We start from the raw sequence: 12,882 nt of genomic DNA on the forward strand, positions 1-12,882 counted from the left end.
CTCATCGAACCCGAAACCGCGAACTCAGTACCAGTTCGGGTCCTTTTTCAGCTGCTCCTTGAGCAGGCCCTGCATGCCGGCATCCGGTTTGCCGAGAAAACGGTATTCGGCATGCCGGGTCGGCGACTTGTCGGCGGGCAAGCCCGCCGGTACTTCGACCAGCATGGCGTAGGCGTCTTTCTTGTCGAAACTGAACGCCACGATCAGGCGTTGGTTCAGGCAGGTATCGCGGGTTTCGCAGAGCGGGCCGACCAGGTACTGGTCGCCGTCTTCCGTCACCGCGTTCATCTGCTGCGCATCGCCGGAGAGGTTCATCACCCATTCCGGCAGCCGTTCTTCCTGCTTGACGACGTGCTGCCAGGTTTCACGGTATTGCGGGTCGCTGTTCAACAACTGGTTGACCCGCGCCTGCCCATCGTTGGCCGCCATCGCCGTGGCCGCGCCGCCCAGTAACAGGGCGGCGGCCAATGCTTTCAGGGAAACGCTCATGTTCAACCTCGACCGCGACGGCCAAAGAAGAAGGAAGCGATGAACATCACCAGGAAGACCACAAAGAGAATCTTGGCGATACCCGTGGCGGTGCCCGCGATACCACCGAAGCCCAGTACCGCGGCGATGATGGCAATGATCAGGAATGTGATTGCCCAGCTCAACATGGTCATTCTCCTTACGCTTCTATTTAAAGGTGCTGCCTGACCGGTCCGCTATCGCGCGCCGGCTGTCTTGCCTAGAACACCCAGCGCTGCTGATCGGGCATATCGACGACAGGCCGGGCCTGGTCGACCTCCATCAGGAGCGTCGGGGTGGAATCCGCAAAGCCGCTGCTGGCCGCACTGAAATGGCTTTGGCTGACGTGATGAACCGGCAAGCTCAGCGCTGCTTGCGGCTGGCTCTGCTCCCAACGCGAAAACTGCTGGCCGCCGATCAGGGTTACCAGCAATGCCAGGCTGGCGAACAATCCCTGCTGCAGATAGCGAGGCGAAATGGGCAATTGGCCGAGACGTTGGCGATTCATCCTGAAGCTCCTCCCACGCGGGTCATTGTTCTTTAGCGCTTACGGCTGCGCTTGTGGCTTGTCCAGCCAGGTCTGATCAGATTGTTGCACCCTGCATGCCAGTTTTTTCCTACAAACAAAATCAATAAAAACAATGAGTTACAAACATAAAGAGAAAATATATAGACGCATCCTGCACGATGCGGCCGCGAACATCGGGCGATTTGCACGATCGGGCGGTTCGGGAGAGGGAAAAACATCACGGGAAATACGTCGGGTACGGAGACCCCGCCGGGGGAACATTTCGAACAGGCACAAAAACAAAACAATCCCCAATGTTTTCAACGAATTAGCAATAAGCCCCGGAGATAGCTAACCTGCACGACCTGGAATCAATCAAAATCAATCATGCAACTCGCCCGATTTTTCCGGGACTAAATAAGATCATTCACTTTAGGAGCCTGGGTCATGGAATCAACACCGGAAAATCAAGGCCGCATTCTTCTGGTGGATGACGAGTCCGCGATCCTGCGTACGTTCCGCTATTGCCTGGAGGACGAGGGCTACACCGTCGCCACGGCCAACAGTGCCGCCCAGGCCGATGCCTTGTTGCAGCGCCAGGTGTTCGATCTGTGCTTCCTCGACCTGCGCCTGGGCGAGGACAACGGCCTCGACGTGCTGGCCCAGATGCGGGTCCAGGCCCCCTGGATGCGCGTGGTGATAGTGACCGCCCACTCGGCCGTCGATACCGCGGTGGACGCGATCCAGGCCGGCGCCGCCGACTACCTGGTCAAACCCTGCAGCCCTGACCAGCTGCGCCTGGCCACCGCCAAGCAACTGGAGGTGCGCCAACTCTCGGCGCGCCTGGAAGCCCTCGAAGGCGAGGTGCGCAAACCCAAGGACGGCCTGGACTCCCATAGCCCGGCCATGAAGGTGGTGCTGGAAACCGCGCGCCAGGTCGCCGGCACAGACGCCAATATCCTCATCCTCGGCGAGTCCGGCACCGGTAAAGGCGAGCTGGCCCGGGCCATCCACGGCTGGAGCAAACGCGCGCGCAAATCCTGCGTCACCATCAACTGCCCGTCGCTGAACGCCGAGCTGATGGAGAGCGAGCTGTTCGGTCACAGCCGCGGGGCCTTTACCGGCGCCAGCGAAAGCACCCTGGGCCGGGTCAACCAGGCCGATGGCGGCACGCTGTTTCTCGACGAGATCGGCGATTTCCCCCTGACCCTGCAACCCAAGCTGCTGCGCTTTATCCAGGACAAGGAATACGAGCGGGTCGGCGACCCGGTGACCCGCCGCGCCGACGTGCGCATCCTCGCCGCGACCAACCTCAACCTCGAGGACATGGTGCGCGACGGGCGCTTTCGCGAAGACCTGCTGTACCGCCTGAACGTCATCACCCTGCACCTGCCGCCGCTGCGCGAGCGCAGCGAAGACATCCTGACCCTGGCCGACCGTTTCCTCGCACGCTTCGTCAAGGAATACGCGCGGCCCGGCCGCGCTTTCAGCGACGAAGCACGCGAAGCGCTGCTCAACTATCGCTGGCCGGGCAACATCCGCGAGCTGCGCAACGTGGTGGAGCGCGCCAGCATCATCTGCCCCCAGGAAAAGGTCGAGATCAGCCACCTGGGCATGGCCGAGCAACCCGCCAACAACACCCCGCGCATCGGCGCCGCGCTGAGCCTGGACGAGTTGGAAAAAGCCCATATCGGTGCGGTACTGGCCACCAGCGACACCCTCGACCAGGCCGCCAAGACCCTTGGCATCGACGCCTCGACGCTGTACCGCAAACGCAAACAGTACAACCTGTGAGCCGCCCCTCATGAAGCTGGCGATAAAACTGCGCACGCGGCTGTTTCTGAGCATTTCCGCGCTGATCACCGTAGCGCTGCTCGGACTCTTGCTCGGGCTGGTCAGCGTGATGCAGATGGCCAAGACCCAGGAAGTGCTGATCCGCGACAACTTCATCACCCTGGACCTGGGGCTCAAGCTGCGCCAGACCCTGGGCGACCAGTTGATCATCATGCTCAATCGCAACCCCGACCGGGCCGCGCTGGACGCGTCCAGGCAGCAATACCTGGCCCTGCTCGACCAGGGCATCGAGCACGAGCGGCAGAACAATGTGCACAACGGCTTCACCCAGGCGCGCAACGACTACCAGAGTTTCTTCGAGGCCTTCGAGCGCGCCGACGGGACCTCGGCCGGGGCCAACGGCAACACGGAGCTGACCCAGCGCTTCAATACCCTGCGCAACGGCCTGATCAGCGAGCACAAGCGGGCCCTGGACACGATCAACGACATCGAGCACCGGGCCCGCGACCGTGCCTTGCTGATCGCCGGCCTGCTCGGCCTGGTGGGGCTGGCCGTGCTGATCATCGGGTTCATCACGGCCCACGGTATCGCCCGGCGCTTTGGCGGCCCCATCGAGGCCCTGGCCAAGGCCGCCGATAAAATCGGCCAAGGCAACTTCGACGTGACCCTGCCCCTGTCTTCGGGGCCCGAGATGAACCTGCTGACCCGGCGCTTCGGGATCATGGCCCAGGCCCTGCGCGAGCATCAGGCGACCAACGTCGACGAACTGCTCGCCGGCCAGCAACGCCTGCAATCGGTGCTCGACAGCATCGACGACGGTTTGCTGATGATCGACCGCCAGGGCCGCCTGGAGCACCTCAACCCGGTGGCTCAGCGGCAACTGGGCTGGGACGAGGAGCGCCTCGGGCAGGGGTTGGGCAGCGCCCTCGAGCGACCGGAACTGGACGAGCAGCTGCAACTGGTGCTGCGCGGCGGCAACCTGGAACGGGCGCCGGAAGACCTCAGCGTCGAGGTCGATGGCGAATCGCGCCTGCTGACCTACAGCCTGACCCCGGTCAGCCATCCCCAGGGGCATATTCTCGGCGCGGTGATGGTGTTGCACGATGTCACTGAGCAGCGCGCCTTCGAGCGCGTGCGCAGCGAGTTCGTGTTGCGCGCCTCCCATGAGTTGCGCACCCCGGTGACCGGCATGCACATGGCGTTCGGCTTGCTGCAGGAGCGCCTGCACTTCCCGGAAGAGTCCCGCGAAGCCGACCTGCTGAATACCGTCAACGAAGAAATGCAGCGCCTGATGCAACTGATCAACGACCTGCTGAATTTCTCGCGCTACCAGAACGGCCTGCAGAAACTCACCCTGGCCCCCTGCACCCTCGAAGAGTTGCTGGAACAGGCCCGCAGCCGCTTCGCCGAGGCTGCCGCGGCCCAGGAAATCGACCTCGTGGTGGAGATCCAGGCGCCACTGCCGCGGCTGCACGCCGACCGCATGCAGCTGGAACGGGTGCTGGACAACCTGGTCGACAACGCCCTGCGGCACACTGCCCGCGGCGGCTCGATCCGCTTGCAGGCGCGTCGGCATGGCGAGCGGGTCATCATCAGTGTCGAAGACAACGGCGAAGGCATCGCCTACGGACAGCAGGGGCGGATTTTCGAACCTTTCGTCCAGGTCGGCCGCAAGAAAGGCGGCGCCGGCCTGGGCCTGGCGCTGTGCAAGGAAATCGTGCAATTGCACGGCGGGCGCATGGGGGTCTATTCGCGGCCCGGGCAGGGCACCCAGTTCTATCTGGCCCTGCCGCTCTAGGCTTCGTCGTCCAGACGCCGCGAAACCAGACGGCGGCCGCGAGTGATCAGGTCGATGAACTGCACCGCGCTCAGGGCATGGGCGAACAGCCAGCCCTGGCCAAAACGCACGCCCTCGCTGCTCAGCAGCAACGCCTGGTCCTCGAATTCGATACCTTCGGCGATCACCTTGAGCTGTAGCGCATGGGCCATGCGAATGATATGCGGGGCCACGCCGCTGCTGGCCGCGTCATGCCCCAGGGCATCGATAAACGCCTTGTCGATCTTCAGGCAATCCACCGGCAGGGTCTGCAGGTAGGCCAGGCTGCAATAACCGGTGCCGAAGTCGTCGATCAATACCTGATGGCCAACATCCCGCAGGGCTTGCAGGTTATGCCGCGCGACCACCACATCGATCAGCCCGCGCTCGGTGACCTCGAAGGCAATCTGCCGCGCTGCCACACGGTGCAGCGCCAACAGGCGCGCCATGACCTTGCCGATCCGCGGCACCATGACATCGCAAGCGGCCAGGTTGACCGAGATGTACAGGTGCGGGTTGGCGCGCAGTAGATGCCCCAGCTGTTCGAGCAGGCGCTGCAAGACGAAATCGGTGATCTGGCGGATCTGCCCGGTGTTCTCCGCCATGGGAATGAACAACTCCGGGCTGGTCAGGGTGCCGTCCGGACGACGCCAGCGCAGCAGGGCCTCGGCACCCACGCATTGGCGCGTATGCAGGTCGAAGATGGGTTGATACAGGACCTGCAACTCGCCCCGGTGCAACGCCCCTTGCAACTCGGCGCCCAGGGATTGGCGCTGCCGGGCCAACTGATAGACCAGCCCGCCGATGAAGAGCGCCAGCACCAGGCTGCTGGGCAGCAGCCACCACCAGCCTTCAAACATTTCGCGCTGCATGCTGGTGCGAGGACTGACGAGAACCAGCTGGTATTCCGGGTTGGTGGTGGGCATCCGATAAATCAGCTGGCTCTGGGTCACTTGCAGCGGGCTGCGACCGCTCGGCGGCCAGGGCCAGGCGGGCGGCCAGGCCAGCGCCGGCCCCAGCACCGGGATGGCCCGCGTGCCATGGTCGAGCACCACCATCAGGCTGCTGTTGTCCGGCAGGTCGACCATATCCGTCAGGTGCCCGCGAGACGTCGCCACCCGGAAATTGCCGCGCCCGAGCATCAGCACGGCGCGGTTCTCGTCGGGCTCCTCGGAGGTGTTCAGCCAGTAGCTGTAGGTCGGGCCACGGATATCCGGCGGCCGCACCATGGCCAGATTGTCCTGGCGCGGCCAGTTGGTGCAGGCCTGGAACGCATCGATGTAGGCTGCTTCATAAATGAAGCGATAGCTGAAGCTGATCTGCTGCAGGGCCATGATCATGTCGGCGCTGCATTCGCGCAGGGGTTGCGCCTCGAGTACGTCCAACCCCTCGCGCAACTGGCCGAACAGCTGCTCCAGGCGCTCGAGGAAACGTTCGCCCTGGGCATTCATCTGCTCGCTTTCGCGCAGTTGCACCTCGTGCATCGCGATGCCCAGGCTCGCCGCCAGCAGCAGGACCGCGCTCAACGCAGCCGCGCACATCGCCAACAGCCAGGGGCGATAGAACCAACTGCGTAGGGGTTCGCGAGCGGCCGGCATCATTGGATATCCGAAGGTTACCAATGAGTTATAGCTACTGATTGAGAAAAAGCCCTGACCGTCGGGCGGGCGTCATTATTTTGTCTGGTTGAGAACCTGCAGGATCGCCGCGCTTTGCGCGTCCGGCTGACCATCGAAACGCGACGGCCGATAGTGCATCTGGAACGCGGCCAACACGTGCCGGGTCGCCACGTCCAGTTCGCCAGTTTGCGGCGTCTCATAACCCAGGCGAGCCAGCTCTTGCTGGAACCAGGCAATGCTCGGCAGCGATGCGGCAAAGAACGCTTGCTGACGCGCCACTGCCTGGGCGTTCGGCCACAGGCCCAGGCCGGCGTCGGCCAGGCGCTTCCAGGGAAACAACGGGCCCGGGTCGAGCTTGCGCAGCGGGGCGATATCGCTGTGGCCGATGATGTGCCGTGGCTCGATGTTGTTGCGCTTGCTGATGTCCTTGAGCAACACGATCAGGTTCTGGATCTGCGCCTCGCTGTAGGGATACCAGACACGGCCGGTCGGCAGGTCGCGAAAGCCCGGGTTGACGATTTCAATGCCGATGGAGCTGGAGTTCAGCCAGGTACGGCCTTGCCACTGGCTCTCGCCGGCGTGCCAGGCGCGGTATTGCTCGTCCACCAGTTTGTAGATGGTCCCGGCCTTGTCGTCGCCGATCAGGTAATGGCTGCTGACCTGACCGTGGGTCAGCAGTTGCAGGGAGCGCTCCATCGAGGCCGAGGTGTAGTGCACCACCACGAATTGCACCCGTTGGTCGAAGTTGACCGAAGGGTGGCTGGTGTCGATACGCGGGCCGCTGGCGCAGCCGGCGAGCAATAGAAGGGACAGGCCGAGGACAAGAGCTTTCATGGCGGAGGGCAGTACGCTGGAGAAAATAATGCAACAGTGTAACGTACTGCCTTCGCGGAAAACCGGCAAAAGCACCGGTTTGTACAAAAATGGAACAAAATAGCCGTCAGCCCAGTTCCACCCGGTTACGCCCGGCATCCTTGGCCCGGTAAAGCGCCTGATCGGCTCTTTTAAGCACCAGTTCGCTGCGTTCTCCCGGCTTGAACGCAGCCATGCCGATGGACATGGTGATCGTCACGCGCTCGCCCTTGAAGTGGAACGGACAGGCCTCGATCGCCGCCCGCAGCGTTTCCGCCAGACGCGCCCCGACGGGCCATGCGGTATCGGGCATCAGCAGGACAAACTCTTCACCGCCGAAACGCGCAATGAAATCGCTGCCGCGCAGGCGCTTGCGCAGCACCCCGGCAATGATCTTCAGCACCTTGTCGCCGGCCAGGTGGCCATAGTTGTCGTTGATGCTCTTGAAGTGATCGAGGTCGAGCATCGCCAGCAGCAAAGTGTTGCCATGCTGCTGCCACTGGGCCACTTCCTGCTCCAGGCGCTCACTCCAGGCCGCGCGATTGGGCAGGCCGGTCAGGGGATCGATCAGCGCTTTCTGCCGCTGCTCTTCCAAATGCTCGCGGTAGCCCTGGGCTTCCTGTTCCATGCTCGACACACGCTCGACCAGGCTCTGCAGACGGCCGGCCACTTCCTTCTCGCGTTCGTCACGCTGCTTCTGGTGCAGGTCCATGGTGCCAAGCAGGCCTTCCAGGTGGCTTTCCAGCACCTGCTTGAGATCGTCCAGGTCGGCCGCCTCCTGCATGCTGCTTTGCAGGCCATCGACCTGTTCGCGGATTTGCGTATCCATCTCCCGCGCCGCCGAATGGCTGTCGGCGTGACCCTCGCTGGCGGCCTGCAGGTTGCTCTGGAACGATTCCAGGCGCTCATTGAGTTGCTTGAGATAAGCCTCGAACTCATGCTGGCCGCTGTCGGTGATTGCCAGCATCAACACCGCCAGATCGTCGAGGATCGGCAGCAATTCATACCAGTTCAACCCATGTTGCAATCGATCGCGCATCGACTCGGCTTGCGGCCGATGCCGTTCCGGCAAACTCAGGTCGTCCAGCAGGCCGAGCAGGGTGTGCTCGATATGCTTGGCCACCGAGCTGTAGGACGGCTCCGGCGAGTCGGGCAGGGCATACAGCACATCCCCGACCTGCTGCGGATTGATCGCCGCCAACGCCTCGGCCATGGCCGCCGGCAACGGCAGGCGGTCCAGCAACACCGGCGCCGGGGCCATCTCGGTGGGGGCAACGACGACCCACTCGTCCGGGTTGGAAGGGGCGGCGACGGACGCTGCTTCCACAACGGTGGGCGGCAAGGCCTCGACAGGCTCGGAGACGGCTGTCGGTGCTGGTGCTGGTGCTGGTGCTGGTGCTGGTGCTGGTGCTGGCGAATCTGGGGCCTGCTGCGTCGGCTCAGCGATAGCTTCTTCGCGTTCCAATACCGGCTGTACATAGGTTGCGACCTGGGCAGCGGCAGACTTCTCAGGAACGGCTTCCGGCTGCGGTTCGAGCCGCTGACTGACAACAGCAGCGGCTTTCTCCTGCACCGGCGCGGACGCCGGTAACGGCTCCGCGGGCGGGCGCACGGGCGCAGCCTCGCTACGGGATGCTGGCGCGGCCACCGGAGCCGGTTCAACAGCGGGCGGCGGCTGAACCGGAGCCGGGCTCGGCGCCGCCACCGGCAGCTCGGCGTCGATCGATGCCGACGCGTCGTCACCCTCGCGACCGCCGAACAGACGTTGCAGCAAGCCTGGGCGGTTCGGTTCCGTGGGGCTTTCCAGCTGGCTCAGCGCCTTGTTCTGCAGGCCGCTCAACTCACTCAGCAATAGCGGAATCTCGCGGGCTTGGCCAACGCGACCGTCCAACTGCTTGGCAAAACTTTTCAGTGGCCGACTGACCTCGCGCGGCAACGGCAACTTCTGCAACTGGCTGACCAGCGAGGTCAGCGCAGTGCTCATTTGCTCGACACGGGTTTCGCGGCGCTGCTCGGAGTCCAGCACGGCTTTTTCCAGGCGCGGCAGCAGGGCGGCCAGGGCCGCGTCCATATCGTCGCTGCGCACCACCTCGCGCATTTCCTTCATGCACTGGTCGACAGCCCGGTCAGTGCCCTCGGCCGCCAGCGTACTGCGCACCAGGCCACGGCGAAGCAGGTCGAGACGAGCGTTCCAGCGCCGCTCGAGCTTTTCCTGTTGCTCGATACTCTTGAGGTATTTCTCTTTCCAGCGCTGGGCGTCGTCGCTCATTCATGGGATCCGCGAGGGGCAGGACTCAACGCGGGCAATGCATCGGCCGTGAGCGAACCCGGCAGACGAATCTCTACCGCGACCGGCAGGTGATCGGAAATCGGTTGGGCCAGAACCTCGACCCGTTCCAGCGTCAGGCTGGGGCTGAGCAAAATATGATCAAGACAGCGTTGCGGGCGCCAGCTGGGAAACGTCGCTTCCAGTTGCGGAGCCAGCAAACCGAGGTCGCGCAACGGCGAATGTTCCAGCAGGTCGCTGGCATGGGTATTCATGTCGCCCATCAGCACCTGGTGCTTGTAGCCGCCGATCATCTCGCGGATATACGCCAGTTGCCGGGTGCGGGTACGCGCGCCCAGGGCCAGGTGCATCATCACCACCACCAGTGCCTCGGGCCCGTCGCCGAAGCGCACGAGGATCGCCCCGCGGCCCTTGGGGCCTGGCAACGGATGATCTTCGATCGCCCAGGGACGCAGGCGGCTGAGCACGCCATTACTGTGCTGGGCCAGGCGGCCAAGGTTGCGATTGAGCTGTTGATACCAGTAGGGGAAGGCGCCGAGCTGGGCCAGGTGTTCGACCTGGTTGACGTAGCCCGAGCGCAGGCTGCCGCCATCGGCCTCCTGCAGGGCGACGAGGTCGAAGTCGCCCAGCAGATCGCCGATCTTTTGCAGATTGTCGGCGCGCCCGTTGTGCGGCAGCAGGTGCTGCCAGCCACGGGTCAGGTAATGCCGATAACGTTCGGTACTGATACCGACCTGGATATTGAAACTGAGCAGCCGCAGACGGCTGTCTGCCGGCAGGCCGGAGGATGCTACATGATGCTCGTTGACCCGCGGATCATGCAGGCCAACGATGCGCTCCGTACCCCAACGTCGCATGGCAGGGGCTCGCTTACTTGGCCGCTCGCTCTTTGGCGATCAGCTGGTCGGCAACGCTCAGGGCACCTTCAGGACCACCAGCGGTACCCAGGTCGAAGCGGTACTTGCCGTTGACGACCATGGTCGGTACGCCGGAGATCTGATAAGCCTGGGCCTTCTTCTTCGCTTCCTCGACCTTGCCTTTGACGGCGAACGAATTGTAGGTGCTCAGGAACTTGTCCTTGTCGACGCCTTCGCCGGCCAGGAACTCGGCCATTTCTTCTGGGGACGCGAGTTTCTTGCCGCCGTGGATGGCTTCGAATACCGCTTTGTGGACCTTGTGCTCGACTCCCATGGTTTCCAGGGTGATGAACAGTTGGCCGTGCACGTTCCAGATACCGCCGAACATGGCCGGGATACGCACGAAGTTGACGTCGGCCGGCAGCTTCTCAACCCATGGGTTGATGGTCGGCTCGAAGGCGTAGCAGTGAGGGCAGCCATACCAGAACAGCTCGACCACTTCGATCTTGCCAGGCACCGCAACCGGAACGGCGCTGCTCAGCTCAACGTATTGTTTACCGGCTTCAAGGGGCTCGGCGGCTTGAGCGGTCACGCCAAACAGGCTGGCGGTGACGAGAGCGGCGCTGAGAATCAGATTACGCATGCTTTACTCCTGGACAAGTAGGTCGCCTCGCGCGGCCTGTCGACAGACAGGTCATGGCGGGCTTGAGTTCGCTAGTGTAGCGGCAGACGCCATAAAAAAGGGCGGCCTGGGCCACCCTTTATGCTTTCATCGACAGATTAATCAATCATTAACGTTGCGCGGGACAGACCCTTTCGCAACATGATTGCCGGCCTCAGTGCAGGCCCTGGATGTAGCTGGATACGGCTTCGATGTCCTTGTTGCTCAGCTTGGCGGCGATGCTGCGCATGATCATGCTGTCGCCGTCGTTGGTGCGGTTGCCTTCGCGGAAGTCGGTCAACTGCTTGGCAACGTACTGGGCGTGTTGGCCGCCCAGGTGCGGGAAGCCGGCAGCGGCGTTACCCGTACCGCTTGGCGAGTGGCAACCGGTGCAGGAAGGCATGCCTTGATCCAGCTTGCCACCACGGAACAACTCTTCGCCGCGCGCCACGACTTTCGGGTCTGCCGCGCCGACGCTGCCTTTCTGGCTGGCGAAATAGGCGGAGAGGTCGGCCAGGTCCTGATCGCTCAGGTTGGTCAGCAAGCCGGTCATTTCCAATACCTGGCGCTTGCCGGACTTGATGTCGTGCAACTGCTTGTTCAGGTAACGCTCACCCTGACCCGCCAGCTTTGGAAAGTTAGGCGCCATGCTGTTCCCATCCGGACCGTGGCAAGCGCCACATACTGCGGCTTTCGCCTGACCGGCAGCAGCGTCGCCTGCAGCATGGGCGACACCTGTGATGCCCAAGGTCAACAGCAGACTCACGAGTAATTTGTTCATCAGCTAATCCAACTACGGCTAAGGGTTAAGAGTTATGGACCGGGATCACTCGCTCATCCAAAGGATGATGGCTTGGTAATCCTCGGCACTGCAGTCCATGCACAAACCACGCGGCGGCATCGCCTTGAAACCCTGGGTCACGTGTTGCACCAGCGTCTCCATACCTTGCGCCAGTCTCGGCGCCCAAGCTCCCTGGTCTCCCTTGCGGGGGGCCGTTGGTAGTTGGCCGGAATGACAGGCCCCACAAACACGGTTGTACACAGCTTCCGGATCCTGTGTAGCCTGAGCGCTGTAAAGCGGTATCAAGAGACCGGGAGCTAGCAGCCATTTCGTCATAAAACGACCTTTTCAGGGTTGAGAGCGTGCTGCGTTCTAATGCGCAATCAAGGTCTATCGCTCTCGTGAACTTCATCCTACGCTGGGACAAAGCGCACACAAAATCTGCGGCATTATATACTGGCGTCACTGAAACGGAAACGACACCGCTCGCCGCGTCCACTCCCGGCACCGCCCCTATCGGAAATCCCATGCAACTGAAAAACCCCATTCTTGGTCTGTGCCAACAGTCCACTTTCATGCTCAGCGCCGCCAAAGTCGATCAATGCCCTGATGACGAAGGCTTTGAAGTGGCCTTCGCCGGGCGTTCCAACGCCGGTAAGTCCAGCGCCCTGAATACCCTGACCCATGCCAGCCTGGCACGCACCTCGAAAACCCCGGGCCGCACGCAGCTGTTGAATTTCTTCAAGCTAGACGACGATCGCCGACTGGTCGACCTGCCGGGCTACGGTTATGCAAAAGTACCGATCCCGCTCAAGCAACACTGGCAGCGTCACCTGGAGGCTTACCTGGGCAGCCGCGAGAGTTTGAAAGGGTTGATCCTGATGATGGACATCCGCCATCCGATGACCGATTTCGACCTGCTGATGCTCGACTGGGCTGTTGCCAGCGGCATGCCGATGCACGTCCTTTTGACCAAGGCCGACAAACTGACCTACGGCGCGGCCAAGAACACCTTGCTCAAAGTGCAGTCGCAGATCCGCAAAGGCTGGGGCGACAACGTCACCATTCAACTATTCTCGGCCCCCAAGCGCATGGGCCTGGAAGAGGCCTACACCGTCCTGGCCGGCTGGATGGAACTGGCAAACAAAGACGCGGAAACCGAAGCCTGAGAGAGGCACGCATAAAACTGTCTGTGGTGCG

Annotated in this window: 13 protein-coding genes; 3 read left to right on the forward strand and 10 right to left on the reverse strand. The window is 62.7% G+C overall.

Annotated features, from left to right (window positions below; translation table 11 throughout):
• Positions 1-24: 24 nt before the first annotated feature.
• From BTN82_RS27450 to BTN82_RS27460, 3 genes are all read right to left on the reverse strand, one after another.
• On the reverse strand, positions 25-489 hold the full coding sequence (locus BTN82_RS27450) for an inhibitor of vertebrate lysozyme family protein (protein WP_075122159.1): 465 nt from the start codon (positions 487-489) through the stop codon (positions 25-27).
• A 2-nt stretch (positions 490-491) separates the two neighbouring features.
• On the reverse strand, positions 492-656 hold the full coding sequence (locus tag BTN82_RS27455; RefSeq protein ID WP_003177151.1) for a DUF1328 domain-containing protein: 165 nt from the start codon (positions 654-656) through the stop codon (positions 492-494).
• Positions 657-727: 71 nt separating this feature from the next.
• Entirely contained in the window at positions 728-1,015 is a 288-nt protein-coding gene (locus BTN82_RS27460) for a hypothetical protein (protein ID WP_075122160.1), read from the reverse strand.
• Between the two features lie 447 nt (positions 1,016-1,462).
• Between BTN82_RS27460 and algB the strand changes: the two genes are divergently transcribed.
• Entirely contained in the window at positions 1,463-2,809 is a 1,347-nt protein-coding gene (gene algB, locus BTN82_RS27465; RefSeq protein ID WP_075122161.1) for a sigma-54-dependent response regulator transcription factor AlgB, read from the forward strand.
• A gap of 10 nt (positions 2,810-2,819) precedes the next feature.
• On the forward strand, positions 2,820-4,607 hold the full coding sequence (locus tag BTN82_RS27470) for an ATP-binding protein (protein ID WP_075122162.1): 1,788 nt from the start codon (positions 2,820-2,822) through the stop codon (positions 4,605-4,607).
• On the opposite strand, the gene BTN82_RS27475 is transcribed toward BTN82_RS27470, so the two are convergent.
• The 7 genes from BTN82_RS27475 to BTN82_RS27505 all read right to left on the reverse strand — a co-directional run bounded on the left by BTN82_RS27475 (position 4,604) and on the right by BTN82_RS27505 (position 12,018).
• Positions 4,604-6,226, reverse strand: coding sequence for an EAL domain-containing protein (locus BTN82_RS27475; protein ID WP_075122163.1), 1,623 nt, complete (start codon positions 6,224-6,226; stop codon positions 4,604-4,606). The genes BTN82_RS27470 and BTN82_RS27475 overlap by 4 nt on opposite strands.
• 72 nt (positions 6,227-6,298) lie before the next feature.
• Complete coding sequence (locus tag BTN82_RS27480) at positions 6,299-7,078, reverse strand: N-acetylmuramoyl-L-alanine amidase (RefSeq protein ID WP_075122164.1); 780 nt, start codon at positions 7,076-7,078, stop codon at positions 6,299-6,301.
• Between the two features lie 106 nt (positions 7,079-7,184).
• The gene (locus tag BTN82_RS27485; protein WP_075122165.1) at positions 7,185-9,365 is read right to left on the reverse strand and encodes a GGDEF domain-containing protein; all 2,181 of its coding nucleotides are present in this window, start codon (positions 9,363-9,365) and stop codon (positions 7,185-7,187) included.
• Complete coding sequence (locus tag BTN82_RS27490; protein WP_075122166.1) at positions 9,362-10,240, reverse strand: endonuclease/exonuclease/phosphatase family protein; 879 nt, start codon at positions 10,238-10,240, stop codon at positions 9,362-9,364. Before BTN82_RS27490 ends, BTN82_RS27485 begins: the two co-directional genes overlap by 4 nt.
• Positions 10,241-10,253: 13 nt before the next feature.
• Positions 10,254-10,883, reverse strand: a complete 630-nt coding sequence (locus BTN82_RS27495; RefSeq protein WP_075122167.1) for a thiol:disulfide interchange protein DsbA/DsbL — start codon at positions 10,881-10,883, stop codon at positions 10,254-10,256.
• A gap of 193 nt (positions 10,884-11,076) precedes the next feature.
• Positions 11,077-11,682 carry a c-type cytochrome gene (locus BTN82_RS27500; RefSeq protein WP_075122168.1) on the reverse strand — a complete coding sequence of 202 codons (606 nt, stop codon included), beginning with the start codon at positions 11,680-11,682 and terminating at the stop codon, positions 11,077-11,079.
• Positions 11,683-11,727: 45 nt separating this feature from the next.
• The gene (locus BTN82_RS27505) at positions 11,728-12,018 is read right to left on the reverse strand and encodes a c-type cytochrome (RefSeq protein WP_075122169.1); all 291 of its coding nucleotides are present in this window, start codon (positions 12,016-12,018) and stop codon (positions 11,728-11,730) included.
• Between the two features lie 191 nt (positions 12,019-12,209).
• Between BTN82_RS27505 and yihA the strand changes: the two genes are divergently transcribed.
• Positions 12,210-12,851: a ribosome biogenesis GTP-binding protein YihA/YsxC gene (gene yihA / locus BTN82_RS27510; RefSeq protein ID WP_075122170.1), complete on the forward strand. Its 642-nt coding sequence runs from the start codon at positions 12,210-12,212 to the stop codon at positions 12,849-12,851.
• Positions 12,852-12,882: the final 31 nt, after the last annotated feature.

Origin of the sequence: Pseudomonas chlororaphis (genome assembly GCF_001921865.1) — a bacterium.
GTDB lineage: Bacteria > Pseudomonadota > Gammaproteobacteria > Pseudomonadales > Pseudomonadaceae > Aquipseudomonas > Aquipseudomonas chlororaphis_D.